Annotated in this window: 21 protein-coding genes; 6 read left to right on the forward strand and 15 right to left on the reverse strand. The window is 72.7% G+C overall.

All coding sequences use genetic code 11. The annotated features are described in order from the left end of the window. Window positions 1–70: 70 nt before the first annotated feature. Both AC3EN4_RS08575 and AC3EN4_RS08580 read right to left on the reverse strand, forming a co-directional pair. On the reverse strand, window positions 71–1237 hold the full coding sequence (locus AC3EN4_RS08575) for an acyl-CoA dehydrogenase family protein (RefSeq protein ID WP_435205387.1): 1167 nt from the start codon (window positions 1235–1237) through the stop codon (window positions 71–73). A gap of 41 nt (window positions 1238–1278) precedes the next feature. After that, the gene (locus AC3EN4_RS08580; RefSeq protein ID WP_435205388.1) at window positions 1279–2040 is read right to left on the reverse strand and encodes a class I SAM-dependent methyltransferase; all 762 of its coding nucleotides are present in this window, start codon (window positions 2038–2040) and stop codon (window positions 1279–1281) included. A 46-nt stretch (window positions 2041–2086) separates the two neighbouring features. Here AC3EN4_RS08580 and AC3EN4_RS08585 point away from each other — a divergent pair, with 46 nt between their 5' ends. The 4 genes from AC3EN4_RS08585 to disA all read left to right on the forward strand — a co-directional run bounded on the left by AC3EN4_RS08585 (window position 2087) and on the right by disA (window position 6703). Continuing rightward, on the forward strand, window positions 2087–2926 hold the full coding sequence (locus tag AC3EN4_RS08585) for a UbiA family prenyltransferase (RefSeq protein WP_435205389.1): 840 nt from the start codon (window positions 2087–2089) through the stop codon (window positions 2924–2926). Between the two features lie 138 nt (window positions 2927–3064). Beyond that, window positions 3065–3847 carry a hypothetical protein gene (locus AC3EN4_RS08590; protein ID WP_422737253.1) on the forward strand — a complete coding sequence of 261 codons (783 nt, stop codon included), beginning with the start codon at window positions 3065–3067 and terminating at the stop codon, window positions 3845–3847. Between the two features lie 85 nt (window positions 3848–3932). Beyond that, entirely contained in the window at window positions 3933–5390 is a 1458-nt protein-coding gene (gene radA, locus AC3EN4_RS08595; RefSeq protein ID WP_422737254.1) for a DNA repair protein RadA, read from the forward strand. A gap of 131 nt (window positions 5391–5521) precedes the next feature. Continuing rightward, complete coding sequence (gene disA, locus AC3EN4_RS08600) at window positions 5522–6703, forward strand: DNA integrity scanning diadenylate cyclase DisA (protein WP_435205390.1); 1182 nt, start codon at window positions 5522–5524, stop codon at window positions 6701–6703. 33 nt (window positions 6704–6736) lie between these two features. Here the strand turns inward: disA and AC3EN4_RS08605 are convergent, their stop codons facing one another. From AC3EN4_RS08605 to AC3EN4_RS08615, 3 genes are all read right to left on the reverse strand, one after another. Then, window positions 6737–7492 (reverse strand): hypothetical protein, encoded by a 756-nt coding sequence (locus AC3EN4_RS08605; RefSeq protein WP_435205391.1) that lies wholly within the window; start codon window positions 7490–7492, stop codon window positions 6737–6739. A 106-nt stretch (window positions 7493–7598) separates the two neighbouring features. Then, entirely contained in the window at window positions 7599–8171 is a 573-nt protein-coding gene (locus AC3EN4_RS08610) for a peptide deformylase (RefSeq protein ID WP_422737257.1), read from the reverse strand. After that, entirely contained in the window at window positions 8168–8680 is a 513-nt protein-coding gene (locus AC3EN4_RS08615; protein ID WP_435205392.1) for a glycine cleavage system transcriptional repressor, read from the reverse strand. Before AC3EN4_RS08615 ends, AC3EN4_RS08610 begins: the two co-directional genes overlap by 4 nt. 96 nt (window positions 8681–8776) lie before the next feature. Between AC3EN4_RS08615 and AC3EN4_RS08620 the strand changes: the two genes are divergently transcribed. Continuing rightward, on the forward strand, window positions 8777–9688 hold the full coding sequence (locus AC3EN4_RS08620; RefSeq protein ID WP_435205394.1) for an HhH-GPD family protein: 912 nt from the start codon (window positions 8777–8779) through the stop codon (window positions 9686–9688). 499 nt (window positions 9689–10187) lie between these two features. Here the strand turns inward: AC3EN4_RS08620 and AC3EN4_RS08625 are convergent, their stop codons facing one another. The 3 genes from AC3EN4_RS08625 to lysS all read right to left on the reverse strand — a co-directional run bounded on the left by AC3EN4_RS08625 (window position 10188) and on the right by lysS (window position 15199). Then, the gene (locus tag AC3EN4_RS08625; protein ID WP_435205395.1) at window positions 10188–12737 is read right to left on the reverse strand and encodes an ATP-dependent Clp protease ATP-binding subunit; all 2550 of its coding nucleotides are present in this window, start codon (window positions 12735–12737) and stop codon (window positions 10188–10190) included. A gap of 496 nt (window positions 12738–13233) precedes the next feature. Beyond that, window positions 13234–13578 (reverse strand): histone-like nucleoid-structuring protein Lsr2, encoded by a 345-nt coding sequence (locus AC3EN4_RS08630; RefSeq protein ID WP_007466057.1) that lies wholly within the window; start codon window positions 13576–13578, stop codon window positions 13234–13236. Between the two features lie 112 nt (window positions 13579–13690). Next, window positions 13691–15199 carry a lysine--tRNA ligase gene (lysS, locus tag AC3EN4_RS08635; RefSeq protein ID WP_422737262.1) on the reverse strand — a complete coding sequence of 503 codons (1509 nt, stop codon included), beginning with the start codon at window positions 15197–15199 and terminating at the stop codon, window positions 13691–13693. A gap of 88 nt (window positions 15200–15287) precedes the next feature. Here lysS and AC3EN4_RS08640 point away from each other — a divergent pair, with 88 nt between their 5' ends. Continuing rightward, window positions 15288–16025, forward strand: a complete 738-nt coding sequence (locus AC3EN4_RS08640; protein WP_435205396.1) for a class I SAM-dependent methyltransferase — start codon at window positions 15288–15290, stop codon at window positions 16023–16025. A gap of 36 nt (window positions 16026–16061) precedes the next feature. On the opposite strand, the gene AC3EN4_RS08645 is transcribed toward AC3EN4_RS08640, so the two are convergent. From AC3EN4_RS08645 to AC3EN4_RS08675, 7 genes are all read right to left on the reverse strand, one after another. After that, on the reverse strand, window positions 16062–16820 hold the full coding sequence (locus tag AC3EN4_RS08645) for a type III pantothenate kinase (RefSeq protein ID WP_422737264.1): 759 nt from the start codon (window positions 16818–16820) through the stop codon (window positions 16062–16064). Window positions 16821–16837: 17 nt separating this feature from the next. After that, a complete protein-coding gene (nadC, locus tag AC3EN4_RS08650) occupies window positions 16838–17734 on the reverse strand; it encodes a carboxylating nicotinate-nucleotide diphosphorylase (RefSeq protein WP_435205397.1) in 897 nt (298 codons plus the stop codon). Further along, on the reverse strand, window positions 17731–19425 hold the full coding sequence (locus AC3EN4_RS08655) for an L-aspartate oxidase (RefSeq protein WP_435205398.1): 1695 nt from the start codon (window positions 19423–19425) through the stop codon (window positions 17731–17733). Before AC3EN4_RS08655 ends, nadC begins: the two co-directional genes overlap by 4 nt. Window positions 19426–19521: 96 nt before the next feature. Then, window positions 19522–20418 carry a septum formation family protein gene (locus AC3EN4_RS08660; protein ID WP_435205399.1) on the reverse strand — a complete coding sequence of 299 codons (897 nt, stop codon included), beginning with the start codon at window positions 20416–20418 and terminating at the stop codon, window positions 19522–19524. Between the two features lie 94 nt (window positions 20419–20512). Beyond that, on the reverse strand, window positions 20513–20941 hold the full coding sequence (panD, locus tag AC3EN4_RS08665; RefSeq protein ID WP_435205400.1) for an aspartate 1-decarboxylase: 429 nt from the start codon (window positions 20939–20941) through the stop codon (window positions 20513–20515). 44 nt (window positions 20942–20985) lie between these two features. Then, on the reverse strand, window positions 20986–21834 hold the full coding sequence (panC, locus tag AC3EN4_RS08670; RefSeq protein ID WP_435205401.1) for a pantoate--beta-alanine ligase: 849 nt from the start codon (window positions 21832–21834) through the stop codon (window positions 20986–20988). Then, window positions 21831–22805, reverse strand: coding sequence for a Rossmann-like and DUF2520 domain-containing protein (locus AC3EN4_RS08675; RefSeq protein ID WP_435205402.1), 975 nt, complete (start codon window positions 22803–22805; stop codon window positions 21831–21833). The genes panC and AC3EN4_RS08675 overlap by 4 nt, the downstream gene beginning before the upstream one ends. Between the last annotated feature and the right edge of the window lie 150 nt (window positions 22806–22955).

The following is a 22955-nucleotide window of genomic DNA, read 5'->3' on the forward strand; positions in this document are numbered from 1 at the left end:
GTCCTCCCCCTGGCCGTCCCACCGGCCGACTCGGCCGGCCCCTGCACCGTGCGCGTACCGCGACACCGGCTCACCAACGCGGTACCGATCCGTCGCGGTCCGGGTCCCCGCCCAGCGCGGCGATGCCCAGCCAGTCCGCGCAGACGTCCGAGGTCGCCGGGTGCAGTGAGCCGCACCGGGCATCCCGGTAGAGCCGTTCCAACGGATGGCCACGCCGGGTCGCCGACGTGCCCGCCGCCTCCAGCATCGACGCCGCCACCTCGGCGGCGGTCGTCCCGGCCAGCAGCTTCGCCCGCCACACCCAGCGGTTGGTCTCCGCGTCACCCGGCGCGTCGTCGACCCGGCGGGCCGCCTCGGCCACCGCCAGTTCGGCCGCCGCCGTCGCCGCGTCGGCCCGGCCCAGCCGCGAGCGCACCGCCGGCAGGCCGGCCAGGTTACGGGCGTTGAGATGCTCGGCCGCCGCGTCGATGGCCGCCCGGGCCACCCCCACGTAGACGGCCGCGTAGCTGGCCACCAGCCAGTGCGGCATGAGCTGGGCGATCACGAGCGCCAGCCCCTCGACCCCGCCGAGCAGGCGGTCGCCCGGCACGGTGACGTCCAGGTGCAGGTCGTGCGACGAGGTGGCACGCATGCCGAGGGCGTCCCAGGTCGGCTCGACGCTCAGACCGGCACCGGCCGGCACCAGGAACTGCGACACCACCGACTGGTCGGTGGAGCTGCGCGCGGCCACCAGGTAGCCGTCGGCGTGCCCGGCCCCGGAGCAGAAGGTCTTGCTGCCCTTGAGGTGCCAACCGTCGTCGGTCGGCTGGTAGACGGTGCTCAACTGCGACAGCCGGGCGCCGGTGCCCCGCTCGCTCATCGCCACGCCGTACCAAGCGCCCTGGGCGGCGGCGGTGAGCAGCCGGTCCCGGGCGGCCAGCGCCTCCTCCGACACGCCCAGCGCCTCGGCCAACTCCTCGGTGACCGCGCCCAGCGCGCCGGTCACCGAGGCGTGCATGTTGAACACCAGCGCCGTCGCGCCGTTGCCCCGGGCCAGCTCGGTGGCGACCGCGGTGTACTCCGCGAAGCTCGCCCCGAGGCCACCGAGTTCGCGCGGGACCATCAGCCCGAACAGGCCGGCCTCCCGCAGGTCCCGGAAGTCGTCGGCCGGGAAGGAGCCGTCCCGGTCGTGCTCGGCCGCCCGCGCGGCGAACCGCGGCGTCAATCGGCGGGCCGCCGCAAGCGCGTGCACCGTCATATCGCTCCCTCCTCGGCGTCCCATACCCCGCCACGAGCCGACTATCCTCTGCGGACCCCCCGGCCCTGGTAGAGCACGGCGGTGGACCGGGTCGGCACGATGCGCGGCGCGCGGCCGGTCGACGGCGTACCGGGCGTCCGGGCCCCACGGGCCCGCCGCACCAGCCAGGCGAGCAACCCGCCGACCTGCGGCCGTATCCCACGCAGGCGCAGCTCGACACCGTGCCGGGCGCACTCGGCCACCAGCGCCCGGGCGTCCACGAACAACCGTGGATCGTGGATGCCGCGCGGCACGGTCGGCAGCCGTTCGGCGATCCGCACCGCGACCAGCCGAGCCAGCGCCGTGTCGTTGAGCGTGTCCAGCACCAGCAGCCCGCCGGGGCGCAGCAGGCGACACGCCTCGGCCACCGCGCGCGGCCAGTCCGGCACATGTTCGAGCAGTTCACCGGCGGAGACCACGTCGGCGCACCCGTCGGGCAGCGGCACCGCCATGGCGTCGCCCTGCACCACGCGTACGCCGTGCCCGGCGGCCTGGACCAGCGCCGACCGGGTCAGGTCCACCCCGACGTGCCGGTAGCCCTTGCCGGCCAGGTGCGGCGCGAGCAGCCCGGCGCCGCAGCCCAGATCGACCAGGACCGCGCCCGGACTCCTCGCCGGCGGTACGAGTGCCGCGCGGGCCTCGGCCAGCCAGTGCAGCATCGCGAACGCGCCGTCGGGTCGCCACCACTCGCCGGCCAGGTCGTCGTACTGGCGCGGGTCGTTGCGCGGCAGCACCCGCTGAGCGGTCGACGCCACGTCTCGCATGGCTCCGAGCGTGGCACGACTGCTCGGTAACGACCAGACTTCCCTTATGTCGTCGAGGGTGTTAGGGCTGGTCAGAGCGAGCCATCCGGAACCGGCCGCCGCGGTGACCACAGTGTCCGGTCTGCTGGCCTGGGGAGTGGGGCACCGGCCGACGGGAATCGCCTCGGTGGTGCTCGCGGTGCTCGCCAGCCAGCTCGCGGTCGGCTGGACCAACGACGCGCTGGACGCCGAGCGGGACGCCACGGTGGGGCGTACCGACAAACCGGTCGCCGCCGGCGCGGTGGGCCGGCGCGGCACGGCCTGGGCCGCGGCGGTGGCCGCGCTGGCCTGCCCGCTGCTGGCGCTGACCACGAACCCCCGGGCGGCCCTCTGGCTCACGGTCGCCCTGGTCTCCGCGCTGCTCTACGACTGGCCGCTCAAGGCCACCGTCCTCTCGGTGGTGCCGTACGCGGTCTCCTTCGGCGCGCTGCCCGGCTTCGTGGTGCTGGCGCTGCCGGGCGAGCCGACCCCGCCGCTCTGGCTGCTGACGGCGGCGGCCTGCCTCGGGGCCGGCGCGCACTTCGCCAACGTGCTGCCCGATCTCGCCGACGACGCCCGCACCGGCGTACGCGGCCTGCCGCACCGCCTCGGCGCGGCGGGCAGCCGGGCCGCCGCGGCCGGGCTGCTGCTCGCCGCGACCGCCGTCCTGGTGCTGGGACCGCCCGGGCCGCCGTCCGTCCTCGGGCTCGCGGCGGTCGGCACGGCCGCGGTCGTGCCACCGCTGAGCTGGTACGCCGGGCGCTCGGCGGCCCGGGCGGGTCGGCGGCCGGTGGCTGCCTTCCGGGCGGTGATGCTGGTGGCGCTCATCGACGTCGCGCTGCTGGTGGCGAGCGGTCGGGTGGTGTGAGGGCACCCCGGCGGGTGGCATTGCCGGGTCCCCGTGCGGGCCTCGATCAGCTCCAACTACCCTGGAGCGCGGTCTGCGCGGGTATGGCCACCTCGCCCGGCGTGCGCCCGGGTGGGGATCGTAACGAGGAGGACCGACGTGACGCGCTCGATCAGGGGATCCCGGCGGGCAGCCCTGCTGCTGTCCGGGATCGCGGCGGCCACCAGCCTGCTTGCGTCAGGCTGCGGCGCCGGTCAGGTCGCCGAGACCGCCGAGAAGGAGCCGTCGGTCCAGGGCGTCAACCTCACGACCCCCAACGGCGCCTACTCGGTGCGGGGCCTGCTGGTGGCCTACCCCGGCACCGAGGGATACCGGGCCGGTCAGGACGCCCCGCTCAACGCGGTGATCTACAACGACTCGAAGAGCACCGTGACGGTCACCGTCACCACCCAGAGCGCCCGCGAGGTGCTGATCTCGGGTGGCTCGGCCAGCCCGACGCCGTCGGAGTCGGCCTCGGAGTCGGCGTCCGCGACCCCGTCGGGTTCGGCCAGCCCGTCGACCCGCGAGTCCGGCTCGGCCAGCCCGTCGGCGACCCCGTCCGAGACCGGCTCGTCGTCGGCGACCCCGTCCGCCCCGGAGTCGGCGCGGGCCTCCGGTTCCGCCAGCCCGGCCGCGCCGGGTCAGCCCGCCCGCATCGAGCTGGCCCCGCTGAGCTACCTCCAGCTCAACTCGGAGGCCACCTCGCAGCTGCGGCTCGTCGGTCTGACCGAGGCGCTGCGTTCCGGCCAGAACGTCATGGTGACCTTCGACTTCGGCAACGGCAACACGGTCACCGGCCCGGCGCCGATCGCGGTGCCGCTCACCCCGGCGGCCCCCGCCTCGCCGATCATCGAGCGCGAGGGCGGCCACGAGGGCGACGAGGGCGGCACCACCCACGAGTGAGCCGATCCTGAGTACCGCGAACACCCCGGCGTGGGAACCACCACGCCGGGGTGTTTTCGTCGTACGAGAGGGCTAGCGTCCTGATGTGACCACCTCCCGATCGACCTCCGGCCGTGGCGGCGCGGCCGGTGCACCCCGTGCCCGGTCCGCCACCCGAGAGCCGCGCCCGGCGTACGAGTGCGACGCCTGCGGGCACCAGCCGCCCAAGTGGGTGGGTCGCTGCCCGGAGTGCGGCGAGTGGGGTTCGGTGGTGGAGTCGACGCTGACCGGGCCGACCGTCTCCGGTCGGGTGGTCAGCTCGCGAATGCCGGCCGAACCGGCCCGACCGATCGCCACCATCAGCGCCGCTCCGGCCCGCGCCCGGCCGACCGGCGTGAGCGAGCTGGACCGGGTGCTCGGTGGCGGCCTGGTGCCCGGGGCGGTCGTGCTGCTCGCCGGCGAGCCCGGCGTGGGCAAGTCGACCCTCCTGCTCGACGTGGCGCAGCAGTGGGCAGTGGGCGCCGGCAGCCCGTCCCTGGTCGTCAGCGGGGAAGAGTCGGTCAGTCAGGTCCGGCTGCGCGCCGAGCGGATGGGCACCCTGCACGACCAGCTCTACCTGGCGGCCGAGAGCGACCTGGCGGCGGTGCTCGGGCACCTCGACGCGGTCAAGCCGGGCCTGCTGGTCCTCGACTCGGTGCAGACCATCTCGACCACCGGCACCGAGGGGGTGCCGGGCGGCGTGACACAGGTACGCGCGGTCACCGCCGCGCTGGTGTCGGTCGCCAAGGAGCGGGGCATCGCCACCGTGCTGGTCGGGCACGTCACCAAGGACGGCCAGGTCGCCGGGCCCCGCGTGCTGGAGCACCTGGTCGACGTGGTGCTGCACTTCGAGGGCGACAAGCACTCCTCGCTGCGGCTGGTACGCGGCGTCAAGAACCGGTTCGGGGCCGCCGACGAGGTGGGCTGCTTCGAGATGCACGAGGGCGGCATCAGCAGTCTGGCCGACCCGTCCGGGCTCTTCCTCACCCGCTACTCCGAACCCGTACCCGGCACCTGCGTGACGGTGGCGATGGAGGGGCGACGGGCGCTGGTCACCGAGGTGCAGGCGCTGATCGGTGCGACGGTTGCCGGCTCGCCCCGCCGGACGGTCTCGGGCCTGGACTCGGCCCGCCTGGCCATGGTGCTCGCGGTCCTGCAACGGCGTACCGAGCGGTTGACCCTGCACGACCGGGAGGTCTTCGCGGCCACCGTGGGCGGCATCCGGGTGGTGGAGCCGGCGGCCGACCTGGCCGTCGCGCTGGCGGTCGCCTCGGGAGGGCTCAACCTGGCGATCGCGCCGCATCTCGTGGCGATCGGCGAGGTGGGGCTGACCGGCGAGGTGCGCCGGGTCGGGGCGGTGCCGCGACGGTTGGCCGAGGCCGCCCGCCTCGGGTTCAAGGTGGCACTGGTGCCGCCGGGTTGTGGCCCGGCCAGCACCGGCGCCGGGCCCGACCAGATGCGGGTGACGGAGGTCACTGACGTGCGCTCGGCCCTGCAACACGCGGCTCGCGCGTCCGCCGAGTGACTCAGCGTGCCGACGCCAACGGCGATAACGGACAGCATCGGCGCAAGTGGAAACGGTTCGAAGGGCGGCATCGTGACACATCACAGTAACCACGACAGCACCCACCGCACGGCAGTCCGTAGACTGTGCCCGTGCCGATCGACCGCGATACCACCAAGCCTGCCGGAGCGCCGCCCCAGGCCCGCACCGGCACCGTGGGCTCGCCGGCCCGCCCGGTCAGCGTGAGCGTAACCGCCGCTGCCGGGGGCGCCGGCGATCCGCTGCGGGCGAATCTCGCCCTGATGGCACCCGGCACCGCCCTCCGCGACGGCCTGGAGCGCATCCTGCGGGGCCGCACCGGCGCGCTCATCGTGCTCGGCTACGACAAGGTGGTCGAGGGGCTCTGCACCGGCGGCTTCCCGTTGGACGTCGAGTTCTCCGCGACCCGGGTCCGGGAGCTGTGCAAGATGGACGGCGCCGTGGTGCTGTCCAGCGACGGCACCCGCATCGTCCGGGCGGCCGTGCACCTGATGCCCGATCCGTCCATTCCGACGGAGGAGTCGGGCACCCGGCACCGCACCGCCGAGCGGGTCGCCCGGCAGACCGGCTACCCGGTGATCTCGGTCAGCCAGTCGATGCGGATCATCAGCCTCTACGTCAACGGTCAGCGACACGTCCTGGACGACTCGGCGGCGATCCTCTCCCGGGCCAACCAGGCGCTGGCCACCCTCGAGCGCTACAAGCTCCGGCTGGACGAGGTCTCCGGCACGCTCTCCGCACTCGAGATCGAAGACCTGGTCACCGTGCGGGACGCGGTGGCGGTGGTGCAGCGGCTGGAGATGGTCCGCCGGATCGCCGACGAGATCGCCGGCTACGTCGTGGAGCTGGGCACCGACGGTCGGCTGCTCGCTCTCCAACTCGACGAGCTGATGGCCGGCGTCGACGCCGACCGCACCCTCGTCATCCGGGACTACCTGCCCGTCGGCCGTAAGTCCCGCACGCTCGACGAGGCGCTGGTCGAGCTGGATCTGCTGGGTGCCACCGAGCTGATCGACCTGGTGTCGGTCGCCAAGGCGATCGGCTACCCGTCCGCGTCGGACGCGCTGGACGCCGCCGTCAGCCCGCGTGGTTTCCGGCTGCTGGCCAAGGTTCCGCGCCTGCCGGTGGCCGTGGTCGACCGCCTGGTGCTGCACTTTGGCAGCCTCCAGCGGCTGCTGGGCGCGACGGTGGAGGACCTGCAGGCCGTCGAGGGGGTGGGCGACGCCCGGGCCCGCGGCGTCCGCGAGGGCCTGTCCCGGCTCGCCGAGGCTTCCATCCTCGAGCGGTACGTCTGATCCGCCGCCGCCCCGGCGGCGTGGGGTGCCGACTCAGCCGGTGATGGTGATCTTCGCGGGCGCGCTGTACTTGGTGCCGACCCGGGCGAACACCTGGTACGTCCCCGCCGGCGCGAACGGCCCCGCCGCGAGCCCCGCGCCGTCGCAGCGGCTGGTGTCCCGCCCGTTCCAGCCCACCGTGTAGGAGCGCTCGAACCCGGGTGTGAACGACTGCACGTCCGAGCCCTGGACCTTGCCGCAGGTGTCGGACGACCACACCTTCTCGGCACCGGCCTTGACGAAGATCTCCTGGAGGTCGGCGCCGACGTTACGGCTGCACGTACGGTCCGAGGTGTTCTTGATCTTCAGTTGCAGGTCGACCACCGCGCCGCGCTGTACCGAGGTGGGCCGCGCCACCGACGTCACGCTGATCTCCGCGTCGGTGCAGGTGCCGTCGTCGACCGAGCCCGCGGCCGAACCCGGCGGTGGGTCGTCGGTGGTGGTCCCGGACCCCGGATTCGCGTCGTTCGTACCCGTGGCATCCGGACCGCCGGACTCGGTGGCGTTCGGCTCCGCGGACCCGGACGCCGCCGGGGCCCCCGACTGCGGGGTCAGGACCGGCCCCACCGCTCCCGGGCTCGCCGTCGAAGTGGGGGTCGACGTCGCCCCGGCCCGCGGTTGACCGCCGGAGCGATTCGAGCCGGTGCAGGAGTAGAGCAGGACAATCAGGAAAAGAAGCCCCGCTCCGAATACGACGGCGCGACGCCGCCAGTACACGGCGGGTGGCAGGGGGCCGACCGTCAGACGCATGATGCCCCCCACCGTAGTCGCGCCGCACCCACCGGCGGGTCACGACGCGCCGGAGCGTCAGCGGGGCAGCGCGTCAATCGTCCACTGAGGACTGGCAGCCGCCCGCTCAGAGATAGACCTTGCGCTGGTAGACCGCGTGCGCGCCGGCCACCCGGTCCAGGAAGAGCAGCCCCTCACAGTGGTCGATCTCGTGCTGCAACGCCCGCGCCTCGAAACCGTCCGTCACCAACCGGACCGCCGCGCCCGTGCCCGGCAGATCACCCTCCACCACGAGCCGACTGGCCCGCTTCACGTCGCCGGTCAGGTCCGGCACGGACATGCACCCCTCCCGGCCCGGCTTCCACCGGGTCGCCTCGACCACCCGGGCATTGCACAGCACGAACGTGCCGTGCACGGTGACCGCCTTCGGATGACCGGTCACGTCGACGGCGAAGACCCGGGCGCCCACGCCGACCTGCGGCGCCGCCAGACCCACACAGCCCGGCGACACCCGCATCGTGGCGACCAGGTCGGCGGCCAGCCGGACGGTCTCCTCGGCGGTTGGATCGACATCGCCGCCGGCCCGGCTCAGCACCGGGTGCGGGGCGGACACGACGGCCCGTACCTCACCCACCACCGCCAGCGAATCCGGCGTCCAGTCCCCCAGACCGGCGTACGCCTCGCCCCGCCCGTCACTCACAGCAGATCCGGGTCTGCCGGCCGGAGGGTGACCTCGACCCCCACCTCGGCGGCCGTCCGGTGCAACCGTTCGGTCAACGACTCGACGACCCCCGCCGGCAGCTCGACCTCGGCCAACACCACGTAGAGCGAACCGGCCAACCGGGTGCTCAGGTCGGTGACGTTGCCACCGGCGTCCACCAGCACCCGGGTCATCGCCGCCACGATGCCCATCCGGTCCGACCCGTGCACCGCCAGCACGTACGGCTCGCCGGCCGGCGTCACCGCACCGTCCGGCGTCACCGCGCGTACGGTCGCCAGCAGTTGCCCCTCGGCCGCGAGCGGCGCCAACGCCGCCTCCACCTCGGCGGCGGCCGGGCCGGTGCAGATGAGGGTCATCGCGAAATGCCCCCGCAGCCGCGTCATCGTGCTGTCGGTGAGGTTCGCGCCCAGCCGGGCCAGCACCTCGGCGACGTCGGCCACGATGCCCGGCCGGTCCCGGCCGATGACGGTGATCGCGAGCTCGTTCATCCGCGCATTCTGCCCGATCCGCCCACCACCCCCACCACACCCCGCCCGAGCCGCCCAACCAGCGGGACCGGACCGCGTGACATCATCGACGACGCCATGACTCAACCCGATTTCGCCGCGCTGGTCAGCCGATGGTTCCAGCAGCACGCCCGTGACCTGCCGTGGCGGGGACCCGACGTGAGCCCGTGGGCCATCCTGGTCAGCGAGGTCATGCTCCAGCAGACGCCGGTGGTCCGGGTGGTGCCGGCCTGGCACGCCTGGCTGGCCCGCTGGCCCGACCCGGCGGCCCTGGCGGCCGACACCCCGGCCGAGGCGATCCGCATGTGGGGGCGTCTCGGCTATCCCCGCCGCGCCGTCCGGCTGCGGGAGTGCGCCGTGGCTATCGTGGACCGGCACGGCGGCCAGGTGCCCGACCGGCTGGAGCAGCTACTGGCGCTGCCCGGCGTGGGCACGTACACCGCGCGTGCGGTGGCGGCGTTCGCGTTCGGGCAGCGGCACCCGGTGGTCGACACCAACGTACGACGGGTGGTCTGTCGCGCCGTGGCCGGTGAGTCGGACGCCGGACCCGTCACCCGCCCCGCCGACCTGGTCGCCACCGAGGAGCTGCTGCCCCCGGAGCCGGCCGCCGCCGCGCTGGCCAGCGCCGCGTTCATGGAGTTGGGGGCGGTGCTCTGCACGGCCCGTACGCCGCGCTGCACGGCCTGCCCGGTCGAGTCGATCTGCGCCTGGCGGGCCTCCGGGCAGGAGCCGCCGACCGGCCCGACCCGCCGACCGCAGCGGTACGCGGGCACCGACCGGCAGGTACGCGGACTGCTGCTCGGGGTGCTCCGGGAAAGCACCGGCCCGGTCCCGCACCAGCGACTCGACCAGGTGTGGACCGACGACGTACAGCGCGCCCGCGCCCTGGCCGGCCTGGTACAGGACGGCCTGGTGGAACCGGTCGGCGCCGACTCGTTCCGGCTGGCCGGCGACGGCCCAGCCAACCCCACCGCCGACCTCACCCACTGAGCCGCCGGGTCTTTGGGCGCCCACGCGCTCTGCGCCCACGCGTTCGGCGTTCGGCGTTCGGCGTTCGGCGTTCGGCGTTCGGCGTTCGGCGTTCGGCGCTAGATCACGCTCGATCCTGGATGTAGTGGTCTCGGACGCGTCGGATGCCACTACATCCAGGATGCTGCGCGATCTTGCCAGCGTTCCCGGCCGGACCGCCGCACAACATCAGGGAAACTGCTGCTTCCGACCGCCGGGAGGCAGCAGTTTCCCTGATGTTGCGTGACAGGGATCGGCGGATACGCCGCTGAGGCAGCGCAGGCGTGGCGTTTGGCGCACGACTGGGCAGGCACGCCGGACCACCGGACGCCACCCCCGGGGCAGGCACGCCGGACCGCCGAACGCCCCACCCCTGGGCAGGCAGCGCCCGGACGGCGGGCGCGGCCGCTGGGCAGGCACACGACAAGGGGCGGGGCCCCGGTGGCTTGCGCCGCCGGAGCCCCGCCCCTTGTGCTGCTGGTTATGCCACCTCGTCCGTCGCCGCTGCCGTGGTGCCGGCGGCGGTGCCACCGAGGTCGGCCGGAACGGCGTCCGGAACCTCCACCGGCTTGTCCGCGCCCCGGAAGACGAGCTTGGACTTGTCGATGTCGTTCGGGTCGCCCTCGCAGTCCACCACGACGATCTGACCGGGGGTCAGCTCGTTGAACAGGATCCGCTCGGAGAGGTTGTCCTCGATGTCGCGCTGGATCGTGCGACGCAGCGGACGGGCACCGAGCACCGGGTCGAAGCCCTTCGCGGCCAGGTACTTCTTGGCGTTGTCGGTCAGCTCCAGACCCATGTCCTTGTTCCGCAGCTGCGTCTCGATCCGCTGGATCATGATGTCCACGATCGAGAGGATCTCGTTCTGGCGCAGCTGGTGGAAGACGATGGTGTCGTCGATCCGGTTGAGGAACTCAGGCCGGAAGTGCTGCTTGAGCTCGTCGTTGACCTTCTGCTTCATCCGGTCGTAGTTGGACTCGGAGTCCTCCGACGCCTGGAAGCCCAGCGACACCGCCTTGGCCACGTCGCGGGTGCCCAGGTTGGTGGTCAGGATGATGACCGTGTTCTTGAAGTCCACGATCCGGCCCTGACCGTCGGTGAGCCGACCGTCCTCGAGGATCTGCAGGAGCGTGTTGAACACGTCCGGGTGGGCCTTCTCGATCTCGTCGAAGAGGACCACCGAGAACGGCCGACGACGCACCTTCTCGGTCAGCTGGCCACCCTCGTCGTAACCGACGTAGCCGGGAGGGGCACCCACGAGGCGGGACACCGTGTACCGGTCGTGGAACTCGGACATGTCCAGCTGGATGAGGGCGTCCTCGCTGCCGAAGAGGAACTCGGCGAGCGCCTTGGACAGCTCGGTCTTACCGACACCGGACGGACCGGCGAAGATGAACGAGCCGGACGGGCGCTTCGGGTCCTTCAGGCCGGCCCGGGTACGCCGGATCGCCTTCGAGACCGCCTTGACCGCGTCCTCCTGGCCGATGACGCGCTTGTGCAGCTCGTCCTCCATGCGCAGCAGGCGCGAGGTCTCCTCCTCGGTCAGCTTGTAGACCGGGATGCCGGTCCAGTTGCCGAGCACCTCGGCGATCTGCTCGTCATCGACCTCGCTGACGACGTCCAGGTCACCGGCCTTCCACTCCTTCTCCCGCTGCGCCTTCTGACCGAGGAGCTGCTTCTCCTTGTCACGCAGCTGGGCGGCGCGCTCGAAGTCCTGCGCGTCGATCGCGGACTCCTTGTCGCGGCGCACCTGGGCGATGCGCTCGTCGAAGTCACGCAGGTCTGGCGGCGCGGTCATCCGACGGATACGCATCCGGGCACCGGCCTCGTCGATCAGGTCGATCGCCTTGTCCGGAAGGAAGCGGTCCGAGATGTACCGGTCGGCGAGCGTCGCGGCGGCCACCAGCGCGGCGTCCGTGATGCTGACCCGGTGGTGCGCCTCGTAACGGTCCCGCAGGCCCTTGAGGATCTCGATGGTGTGCGCCAGCGACGGCTCACCCACCTGGATCGGCTGGAAACGACGCTCGAGTGCGGCGTCCTTCTCCAGGTGCTTGCGGTATTCGTCGAGCGTGGTGGCGCCGATGGTCTGGAGCTCACCACGGGCCAGCATCGGCTTGAGGATGCTGGCGGCGTCGATCGCGCCCTCGGCGGCACCCGCACCCACCAGGGTGTGGATCTCGTCGATGAACAGGATGATGTCGCCCCGGGTGCGGATCTCCTTGAGCACCTTCTTGAGGCGCTCCTCGAAGTCACCGCGGTAGCGGGAGCCCGCGACCAGCGCACCGAGGTCGAGCGTGTAGAGCTGCTTGTCCTTCAGAGTCTCGGGCACCTCGCCCTTGATGATCTTCTGGGACAGCCCCTCCACCACGGCGGTCTTACCGACGCCGGGCTCACCGATCAGGACCGGGTTGTTCTTGGTACGGCGGGAGAGCACCTGCATGACCCGCTCGATTTCCTTCTCGCGCCCGATGACCGGGTCGAGCTTGCCCTCGCGGGCGGCCTGGGTCAGGTTACGGCCGAACTGGTCCAGCACCAGGCTGGTCGACGGCGCGGCCTCACCCGGCGCGGCACCCGCCGCGGCGGGCTCCTTGCCCTGGTAGCCGGAGAGGAGCTGGATCACCTGCTGGCGGACCCGGTTGAGGTCGGCGCCGAGCTTGACCAGCACCTGGGCGGCGACGCCCTCACCCTCGCGGATCAGCCCGAGCAGGATGTGCTCCGTGCCGATGTAGTTGTGGCCGAGCTGCAGCGCCTCGCGCAGCGACAGCTCCAGCACCTTCTTGGCCCGCGGCGTGAACGGGATGTGCCCGCTCGGCGCCTGCTGGCCCTGGCCGATGATCTCCTCGACCTGCTGGCGCACGCCCTCCAGGGAGATGCCGAGGCTCTCCAGAGCCTTGGCGGCGACACCCTCACCCTCGTGGATGAGGCCCAGCAGGATGTGCTCCGTACCGATGTAGTTGTGGTTGAGCATCCGGGCCTCTTCTTGGGCCAGGACGACAACCCGTCGCGCTCGGTCGGTGAACCGCTCGAACATGCCCTCGTGCTCCTCACGTGCCGTGCGCCTTGATGGTCAAGATCTTGGCGGGGCCGGTGCACGAACGTCCGGGACGGGCGTCCGTGCCTCCTTACTCTATCGTCGCTGACCGACTCAGCTGAGGTCGTGTCTCTCCGGTCCGGGTCGGTTCCACGTCGTTTTGCACAACCGTCCGCGCTCAGGAGGTGTTCCGGTACCCCTGTCGCTACGCGTAGAGCGAAATCCGGTCGACCACGCGGAAGCCCTCCGCCGCCCTCGAATGGGCCCGGCGGGGGTCTGGGACGGTCATCCACAGGTTGTGGAAAACTTCTCCACCGCCTGTGGACAACGTCGGTCGGGCCGTCCGACATTCCCGCCTCCGACCGGGCCGCCGACGCCAGCCGGACGGCGACGCCGGCCCGACGGGGCACGAAGACGGCGACGCCGGCCCGGAGAATGCTCCGGCCCGGCGTCGGTGTCGCCCTGCGGTGGCCGCCGCCACCGGTCAGCTGAGGGATCAGCGCTTGGCGTGGTACTCGTCGACGATCTCCTGCGGAATACGACCGCGGTCCGAGATGTCCTTGCCGGCCTTCTTGGCCCACTCCCGGATCGCCTTGTTCTGCTCCCGGTCGGCGGTGGCGCCACCGCGACCGCGGGCGGCCCGCCCACCGATCACCACGCCACCGCGACCCACCTTGGTGCCGGCCCCGACGTACGGCGCGAATACGTCGCGCAATTTCGCGGCGTTGGCGCCGGACAGGTCGATCTCGTACTGAACGCCGTCGAGCGCGAACTTGACGGTCTCGTCCGCGTCCCCGCCGTCCAGGTCATCGACCAGCTTGTGAATGATCTGCTTGGCCACGTCCCACATTCCTTTCGAGCAGGGCGCTCCTGCTAATGAGAGCACAATAACCCGCGCGCTGCTCGCCTCGTCAATAGGATGCCGTTACGACTCGCAGGGAGTCGGCGGGCGACTACTCCGGGCGGACCAACGGGAAGAGGATCGTTTCCCGAATTCCGAGGCCGGTCAGGGCCATCAACAGCCGGTCGATTCCCATTCCCATACCCCCGGCCGGCGGCATTCCGTACTCCATGGCCCGGAGAAAGTCCTCGTCGAGACGCATCGCCTCGTCATCGCCCCGGGCCGCGAGCTGCGCCTGGGCCACCAGCCGTTCCCGCTGCACCACGGGGTCGACCAGCTCGGAGTACGCGGTGCCCAGCTCGAAGCCGAGCACGTAGAGGTCCCACTTCTCGGCCAGCCCCGGCTCGCTGCGGTGCGCCCGGGTCAGTGGGCTGGTCTCCTCCGGGTAGTCGCGCACGAAGGTGGGCGCCTGCAGGCCGGGGACGACCAGTTCCTCGAACAGTTCCTCGGCGAGCTTGCCGGGGCCCCACTTCGGGTCCACGGCCAATCCCACCTTGTCCGCGTACTCGACCAGCCGGGAGCGTTCGGTGCGGACCGTGACCTCCTCCCCGAGCGCCTCGGAAAGGACCCCGAACAGGGTCACCGATCGCCACTCGCCGCCCAGGTCGAACTCCCGCCCGTCCGCGTGGGTCACCACCGTCGAGCCGCCGACCGCGATGGCGGCCTGTTGCACGAGATTGCGGGTCAACTCGGCCATCGTGTCGTAGTCGCCGTACGCCTGGTAGGTCTCCAGCATCGCGAACTCCGGCGAGTGCGAAGAGTCGACACCCTCATTACGGAAGTTGCGGTTGATCTCGAAGACGCGGTCGACACCACCGACGACGGCGCGCTTCAAAAACAGTTCCGGCGCGATTCGCAGATACAGATCGGTGCTCAACGCATTGCTGTGGGTCACGAACGGTCGGGCCGCCGCACCGCCGTGCAGGAGTTGCAGCATCGGAGTTTCCACCTCGATGAAACCCTGACCGTGCAGTGAATCGCGCAAGCTGCGTACCGCCGCCGCCCGGGTACGGACCATCTGCCGGGCCTGCGGGCGGACGATCAGGTCCACGTAGCGCTGCCGGACCCGGGCCTCCTCGGAGAGCGGCTTGTGCGCCACCGGCAACGGTCGCAGCGCCTTGGCGGTCATCTCCCACCGCTGCGCCAGCACGGACAGCTCGCCCCGGCGGCTGGTGATCACCTCGCCGGTCACGCCGACGTGGTCACCCAGGTCGACCAGGCGCTTCCATGCCTCCAGCCGCTCCGGGCCGACCCGGTCGAGGGAGAGCATGGCCTGCAACTCGGTGCCGTCGCCGTCGCGCAGGGTCGCGAAGCAGAGCTTCCCGGTGTTGCGTACGAAGATCACCCGGCCGGTGACCGAGACCTCGTCGCCGGTGGCGGTGTCCGTCTCCAGGTCGGCGTAGCGTTCCCGGATCTCGGCCAGGGTGGTGGTCCGGGGGAATCCGACCGGATAGGGCTCGACGCCCTCGGCGAGCATCCGGTCCCGCTTCTCCCGGCGGACCTTCATCTGCTCCGGAAGGTCGTCGGCGGGGTCCACTGGCACGGCGTTCTGCTCGCTCACGGCACGCTTCCTCGTCACGGGAGATTCAGGGGTCAGGCCCGAGCGTACTCAAGCGCTCCGGAGGCTGTTACGGGATAACCTGCCCGTCATGGTCGATCACACTCAGGCGCTCTCGTTCGGCGTCGCGGCGAGCGATTACGACCGGTTCCGACCCCGCTATCCCGAAGCGGCGCTGCGCTGGGCACTCGACGGGTTGCGCGACGCCCGCGTGGTCGACCTCGGCGCGGGCACCGGCATCCTCACCCGCCAGGTGCTCGCCCTCGGGCACCGCGTGACGCCGGTGGAGCCGGACCCGGGGATGCGCGCCCAACTCGACGCCGTCACTCCGGGAAGCAGCGCGCTGGCCGGCAACGCGGAGGCCGTCCCGCTGCCGGACGGCGACGCGGACGCCGTGGTGGTGGGCCAGGCGTACCACTGGTTCGACCGGGACCGGGCCCACGCCGAGATCGCACGGGTGCTGCGGGCCGGCGGGACGTTCGCCCCGATCTGGAACCTGCGGGACGATCGGGTCGGATGGGTGGCCGAGCTGGGACGTATCGCCCACCTGGGCGACAACGCCGGCGACGTGATCGGCAGGTACGACGACTTCGGCCCCGGCTTCACACCGATCGAACCCGGCGAGTTCCCGCACCACACCACCCTCACGCCGGACGAGGTGGTGGCGATGCTGCACACCCGCTCGTACTGGCTCACCGCCCCGGCCGACCGCCGCGCCCGCATCGACCGGGAACTGCGCGACCTGTTCGCGGGCCATCCCGATCTCGTCGGACGGGAGACCGTCGACCTGCCGTACCGGACGATCGTGCTGCGGGCCCGGCGGCGCTGAGGCCGGCGCGGCGGCCGACCTCGACGGCGGCCGGGGTCAGACGTTGCGGTCGTAGACCATCCGCAGGCCGATCAGCGTGATCATCGGCTCGTGGTGGGTAATGCTCCGGCACTCGTTCATCACCAGCGAGGCGAGGCCGCCGGTGGCGATCACGGCCTTCACCTCGCCCAACTCCTCGGTCATCCGCTCGACGATCCGGTCCACCTGCCCGGCGAAGCCGAAGTACAGGCCGGACTGGAGGCACTCCACGGTGTTCTTGCCGATCACCGAACGGGGCCTGGTCGCCTCGACCTTGCGCAGCTGGGCGGCGCGGGCCGCGAGCGCGTCGAAGGAGATCTCGATGCCCGGGGCGAACGCGCCACCGAGGAATTCGCCGCGACCGCTGATCACGTCGAAGTTGGTGGTGGTGCCGAAGTCCACGACGATCGACGGCCCGCCGTAGAGCGTGTACGCGGCCAGGGTGTTCACCACCCGGTCGGCGCCCACCTCCTTCGGGTTGTCGATGGCGAGCTGCACCCCGGTCCGCACTCCCGGCTCGACGATCACGCTCGGCAGGTCAGCGTAGTAGCGGCTGAGCATGGTGCGCAGCGACCGCAGCGCGGCCGGTACCGTCGAGCAGGCGGCCACGCCGGTGATCTCGACGTTGTCCCCGGCGAGCAGACCCCGGAACATCAGGCCCAGCTCGTCCGCCGTGGAGCGGGCATCAGTCTTGATCCGCCAGGAGTGCACCAGCTTGTCGCCGTCGAAGGTCGCCAGCACGGTGTTGGTGTTTCCGATGTCGATGCAGAGCAGCACGCTCGAAGCCTAGACAACTACTTCGTGCGCAGGTCCAGCGCGATGTCCAGGATCGGCGACGAGTGGGTCAACGCGCCCACCGAGAGGAAGTCGACGCCGGTGGCGGCGTAGCGGGCCGCCACCTCCAGGGTCAGCCCGCCGGTGGCCTCCAGCTCCGCCCGGTCACCCACCGCGGCGACCGCCTCGGCCAGCAGCTCCGGCGTCATGTTGTCGCAGAGCAGGAAGTCCGCGCCGGCCTCCACCGCCTCCACGGCTTCGGCGACAGTGGTGACCTCGACCTGCACCGGCACCTCCGGGAACGACTCCCGGACCCGCCGGTACGCCGCCGTGATGCCCCCCGCCGCCAGCTTGTGGTTGTCCTTGATCATGGCCACGTCATAGAGGCCCATCCGCTTGTTGGTGCCACCGCCGGCCCGGACCGCGTACTTCTCCAGCGCCCGCAGGCCCGGCGTGGTCTTGCGGGTGTCCAGCACCATCGCCTTCGTGCCGGCCAGGGCGTCCGCCCAGGCCCGGGTGTGGGTGGCCACCCCGGACATCCGGCAGAGCAGGTTCAGCGCCGTCCGCTCGGCCGTGAGCAGCAGCCGGGTCGGGCCGGTCACCGTCGCCAGCACGTCGCCGCGGGCCACCCGCTCGCCGTCGCGGGCCGACACCGACACCTCGACGGTACGACCGAAGTCCGTCACCTCGCCCACCAACTCGAACACGGCGGCGGCCACGGCCAACCCGGCCACCACGCCGTCCGCGCGGGCCACCAGGTCGGCGCTGTCGGTCTGCTCGACCGGGATGGTCGCCACGCTGGTGACGTCCAGGAAATCCGGCCCCAGATCCTCGACCAGCGCCGTCTCGACCACCCGTCGTACCTGTTCCGGGTCCAGTCCGGCCGCCTGCAGCGCCGTCCGGGTCGACTCGATCATGAATTTGCCTCCCACTGCTGCGTCACCGCGCCCTGTGCCCCGACCGAGCCGACGAAATGGCCCCGCCACCGCTCGTCGGCCGTCGGGAAGTCCTCCCGCCAGTGGCAACCCCGCGTCTCGGCGCGCGCGTACGCCGCCGCGACGAGCGTCGACGCCACCGTGAGCAGGTTCGTCGCCTCCCAGTCGGCGGTCCGGGGTCGGCCCCGCGCCGCGCCCAGCTCGGTCAGCGTCGCCGCCGTCCCGGCCAACGTCGCGGCCGACCGCAGCACCCCGGCGCCCCGGGTCATCGCCCGCTGCAACGTCGACGTCGCCTCGGCCGGCACCACCCAGCCCGCGCCGCCGCGCCACGCGCCGACGTCCGCCGGCTGCGCCTGCTCGGGCAGGCCGGCCGCGATGTCCTCGGCGATGCGCCGGGAGAACACCAGCCCCTCCAGCAGCGAGTTGCTGGCCAACCGGTTCGCGCCGTGCACGCCTGTGCAGGCGACCTCGCCGCAGGCGTACAGGCCGGGGATCGACGTACGGCCGCGCAGGTCGGTGCGCACGCCGCCGGAGGCGTAGTGCGCGGCCGGTGCGACCGGGATCAGGTCGGTGGCCGGGTCCACGCCGATCGCCAGGCAGGACGCCACGATGGTGGGGAACCGCGCGGCCAGGAAGTCGCCGCCCAGGTGCCGGGCATCGAGGAAGACGTGGTCCGCGCCGCTGGCCAGCAGCACCCGGTGGATGCCCTTGGCCACCACGTCGCGGGGGGCCAGCTCGGCCAGCTCGTGCTGGCCCACCATGAACCGCTTGCCGTCACCGTCCACCAGGTACGCGCCCTCGCCGCGCAGCGCCTCGGAGACGAGCGGCTGCTGCGCGTGCCCGGCACCGGGCACCCCGGTGCCGGACGGGGTGATCAGCGCGGTCGGGTGGAACTGGACGAACTCGACGTCGGTCACCGCCGCGCCGGCCCGCAGCGCCAACGCCACCCCGTCGCCGGTGGAGACCGCCGGGTTGGTGGTGGCCGCGAAGACCTGCCCCATCCCGCCGGTGGCCAGCACCACCGCCCGGGCCAGCAGCGCGCCCACGCCGTCCGCACTGCCCTCACCGAGTACGTGCAGGGTGATCCCGCAGGCCGGGCCGAGGCCGTCCGGGCCGTCACCGGGCGCGCGCAGCAGGTCCAGCACAAGAGCGTGCTCGACCAGCCGGATCCACGGGTCGCGTTGCACCGCGGCGTGCAGCGCCCGCTGCACCTCGGCACCCGTCGCGTCGCCGCCCGCGTGCACGATCCGGTCCGCCCGGTGCCCACCCTCGCGGGTCAACATCAGCGAGCCGTCCGGATGGCGGTCGAACTCCGCGCCGATCCGCATCAGCTCCCGCAGCCGGGCCGGGCCCTCCTCGACGAGGACCCGTACCGCCGCCGGGTCGCAGAGCCCCACCCCGGCGATCTCGGTGTCCCGCGCGTGCGCCGCCGGAGTGTCCGCCGGGTCGAGCACCGCGGCGATGCCACCCTGCGCCCACCGGGTCGAACCGTCGTCGATGTTGACCTTGGTGACGACGGTGACGTGCAGACCCGCCTCCCGCAGGTGCAGCGCGGCGGTCAGCCCCGCCACCCCGGACCCGACCACGATCACATCGGTGGTCTCGACCCAGCCGGGCTCGGGCGCGGCCAGCAGACTGGGCAGGGCCGGCAGGTCGACGGTCGGAAGGTCCATCCCCCCAGTCAACCCGAACGATCCTCGCCGGGGGCGGCGGGGGCTCAACGAGTGGTTTGGGCTACCCCGTCCGGCCCGGGCCGCGCCCCGCCGGCCTCACTTCGTCCGTACCGGCAGGCCGGTCGGACCCGCGCCCTTCAACGACGCGGTGACCGTACGGTCGCTCAGCCACAGGTAACAGCGGACCCCCCGGTCACCCACCCGCCAGCGCCCCGCGCCAGGCGGGCGTACCACCACGCCGCTGCGGAACCGCAGGTCGGAATCGTCCGGCACGCCCACGTACCGGCCGAGGACGCTGCGGCAGCCGTCGTAGAGGGGCGCCCAGTCGGCGTTCTTGGCCGGGTACGGCGTGTCCGGCGCGCGCCACACCCCGACGAACTCGGCGTCGTGCCGACCACCGCACTCCACCGGGACCAGCGTCTGTACGCCCCGACCCGCCCCGCCACGGGTCTGCTGGCAGCCCAGCCGCAGCCCGGTGGTCCCCTTCAACGCGTTCCGCAGGCTGCCGGAGCGGACCACCACCGTGGCCGCCGTCTCGACCGTGGTCAGCTCGGTCAGGTCGCACCGGTACCAGCGGGCGCCGGCCGTCCAGCCCGGCCCGGAGGGCAGCGCCACCGACAGTCGCAGACGCCCCGCCCGCCAGTCGTCGCCCACGTACGCGGCGGCCTTGGTGTCGCACTCGGCGAACGCGCCACGCAGCTCCACCGAGCCGGTGGCCGGGGCGGCGGGCCGCTCGGCGGGGAACGCCCCCACGTGCACGGTCTCCACCCGGTGCGGACCGGCGCAGTCGATCGGCTGGTAGGCGGCCAACGTGAGCACCTCGGTGAAGTCGGCGGCCTGGCACACCCCGACCGCCGGCGTGAAGGCCGTGGCCGGCGGCAGGGCCGCCCAGTCGTCGGTCAGGTCGCCGTCGAGACCACCGGACCCGGCGCAGCCCACCAGCACCACTGCCGTGACGGCAGTGACGAACAGGGTCGTCATGGCACGGCGCATCGCGGCCTCCCCCAGCCACCTACCGGCTTCCGCCAGCGTGCCCAGGGTAACCGGAAATGACCTTCCGGTGACAGACCGGAATCTCCGCGCGAGATCAGACTCCGGACGCCGCGAACGGGTTGGGTACCGGGTCACCGGCCGTGCCCGGCGCCGCCGTGGCCGGATCGACGCCCAGCTCGACCACCCGGTTGTCGGCGTCGACGTGCACCACCCGCGGCCGGTACGTCCGGGCCTCGGCGTCGTCCAGCTGCCCGTACGAGATCAGGATGACCAGGTCACCGGGGTGGACGAGGTGCGCGGCGGCACCGTTGATGCCGATCACGCCGCTGCCCCGCGCACCCGGGATGACGTACGTCTCCAGCCGGGCCCCGTTGGTGATGTCCACGATCGCGACCTGCTCACCGGGGAGCAGGTCGGCGGCGTCGAGCAGGTCCTCGTCCACCGTCACCGAACCGACGTAGTGCAGGTCGGCCTGGGTCACCGTGGCGCGGTGGATCTTCGACTTGAGCATGGTCCGCAGCATCGGACTGGCCTTTCGGAAGGTGGTGGTGGCGGGTACGGCCGAGGTCAGGGGCGGGGGGCGAGGTGGATCGCCGCGTTGTCGATCAACCGGGTGGTGCCCACCCAGGCGGCGATCACCAGCCGGGCCGGCCCGGAGACCGGGCCCGGCTCCAGCTCGGGATCGGTGAGCACCAGGTAGTCGAGCTGAGCGCCGGGCGTACCGGCGCCGAACGCGGCGTGCGCGGCGGACAGCACCTCTCCGGCGTCCAGACCGTCGTCGGCGGCCCGGGCTCCCGCACGTAGCGCGGCGGACAGGCTGAGCGCCGCCGCCCGCTCGGACTCGCTCAGGTAACGGTTCCGGCTGGACAGCGCCAACCCGTCCGGCTCCCGGACCGTCGGTACGCCGACCACCTCGACCGGCACGTCCAGGTCCCGGGTCATCCGGCGAACCAGGGTGAGCTGCTGGTAGTCCTTCTCGCCGAAGAACGCCAGGTCGGGGCGGGTGAGTTGGAGCAGTTTCAGGACCACGGTGAGGACGCCGTGGAAGAAGCCGGGGCGGCTCGCGCCCTCCAACTCCGCGCCGAGCGGCCCCGGGTCGAGGCGTACCCGGGGCTGACCGTCCGGATACATGTCGGCCACCGAGGGGGCGAAGACCAGGTCGGCACCGGCCCGGCGGCACACCTCCAGGTCCGCGTCGAGGGTGCGCGGATAGCGATCGAAGTCCTCGTTCGGCCCGAACTGCAACGGGTTCACGAAGATCGTCACCAGCACGTGGTCGGCCTGTTCCCGGGCCGCGCGCAGCAGGGTCTCGTGCCCCTCGTGCAGGGCGCCCATGGTCATCACCACGCCCACGGTGCCCTTCAACGCGCCCCGGGCCTCGTCCAACTCGGCACGGGTGTGCACCACCTGGGTCATGCCGCCACCTCCCGATCCGTCCCGGCGAGCACGCCGAGCAGCGACTGCGCGTCCACCGGTCGGAGCCGACCGGCGGCGATCGCCCGGTCGGCGGTACGCCGGGCCAGCGCCAGGTAGGCGGGGACCGACTCCGGCGCGGTGGCGGCCAGCCGGGCCAGGTGCCGCTCCACCGTGCCCGCGTCGCCCCGGGAGACCGGCCCGGTCAGCGCGTCGTCGCCGAGCCGGAGCGCGTTCTCCAGGGCGGCCCGCAGCAGTGGGGCGAGCACCTTCTCCGGGCGGGCCACCCCGGCGTCCCGCAGCCGGTCGGTCGCCTCGTTCACCAGCGTCACCAGGTGGTTCGCGCCGTGGGCGAGCGCGGCGTGGTACAGCGGACGGTCCGCCTCGGCCACCCACTCGGGCACGCCACCGAGGTCGGTGACGAGCCGGGCGGCCAACGGGCGCAGGTCGGCCGGGGCCGTGACGCCGTACGAGATGCCGTCGAGGCGGGCCAGGTCGTCCGGCGTACCGGTGAAGGTCATGGCGGGGTGCAGGGCCAGCGGTCGGGCCCCGAGCGCGGCGGCCGGCGCCAGCACGGCCAGACCGTGCGCGCCGGAGGTGTGCGCGACCACCTGGCCCGGGTGCAGGGCGCCCCGCTGGGCGAGATCGGTGATCACCCCGGCCAGCGCGTCGTCCGGCACGGCGATCAGCAGCAGGTCGGCGGCGGCGCGGGCGACGGAGGCGACCGGACGGCGGGGCACCTCGGGCAGCAGCAGGGCGAGACGGGCGCGGCTGGCACCGGAGTCACCGGAGACGGCGGCCACCCGATGCCCGGCGGCGGCGAGCGCCGCGCCCAGCACGGCCCCGACGCGGCCCGCGCCGACGACACCGATGGTGAGTGGGCGGGAGGTGGCGCGGGCGCCGGTGTCGGCGCGATCCCACGACCCGGCAGGCCCGTGTGGGGCGGCCGGGCGCGGGCGCAACGGTGCGCTCATGGTGACGATCCAGTCCTCGAGAAGGGGTACCGGTCGATGGCAAGTATGCGCCCGCGTGACAGACCCGAAACAGGACATGTGAAAACCTTCACCACGAACCAGAACCCACCCCAGCCCGCCCTTGAAAGCCCCCGCACCCGCCCCCGCGAT

This window comes from Micromonospora sp. bgisy143 (assembly GCF_057708145.1).

Coding starts and splice junctions, on each gene's coding strand:
- AC3EN4_RS08575 (WP_435205387.1), bottom strand. CDS start 1,237: ATGACGGTGCACGCGCTTGCGGCGGCCCGCCGATTGACGCCGCGGTTC.
- AC3EN4_RS08580 (WP_435205388.1), bottom strand. CDS start 2,040: ATGCGAGACGTGGCGTCGACCGCTCAGCGGGTGCTGCCGCGCAACGAC.
- AC3EN4_RS08585 (WP_435205389.1), top strand. CDS start 2,087: ATGTCGTCGAGGGTGTTAGGGCTGGTCAGAGCGAGCCATCCGGAACCG.
- AC3EN4_RS08605 (WP_435205391.1), bottom strand. CDS start 7,492: ATGCGTCTGACGGTCGGCCCCCTGCCACCCGCCGTGTACTGGCGGCGT.
- AC3EN4_RS08615 (WP_435205392.1), bottom strand. CDS start 8,680: ATGAACGAGCTCGCGATCACCGTCATCGGCCGGGACCGGCCGGGCATC.
- AC3EN4_RS08620 (WP_435205394.1), top strand. CDS start 8,777: ATGACTCAACCCGATTTCGCCGCGCTGGTCAGCCGATGGTTCCAGCAG.
- AC3EN4_RS08625 (WP_435205395.1), bottom strand. CDS start 12,737: ATGTTCGAGCGGTTCACCGACCGAGCGCGACGGGTTGTCGTCCTGGCC.
- AC3EN4_RS08640 (WP_435205396.1), top strand. CDS start 15,288: ATGGTCGATCACACTCAGGCGCTCTCGTTCGGCGTCGCGGCGAGCGAT.
- nadC (WP_435205397.1), bottom strand. CDS start 17,734: ATGATCGAGTCGACCCGGACGGCGCTGCAGGCGGCCGGACTGGACCCG.
- AC3EN4_RS08655 (WP_435205398.1), bottom strand. CDS start 19,425: ATGGACCTTCCGACCGTCGACCTGCCGGCCCTGCCCAGTCTGCTGGCC.
- AC3EN4_RS08660 (WP_435205399.1), bottom strand. CDS start 20,418: ATGCGCCGTGCCATGACGACCCTGTTCGTCACTGCCGTCACGGCAGTG.
- panD (WP_435205400.1), bottom strand. CDS start 20,941: ATGCTGCGGACCATGCTCAAGTCGAAGATCCACCGCGCCACGGTGACC.
- panC (WP_435205401.1), bottom strand. CDS start 21,834: ATGACCCAGGTGGTGCACACCCGTGCCGAGTTGGACGAGGCCCGGGGC.
- AC3EN4_RS08675 (WP_435205402.1), bottom strand. CDS start 22,805: ATGAGCGCACCGTTGCGCCCGCGCCCGGCCGCCCCACACGGGCCTGCC.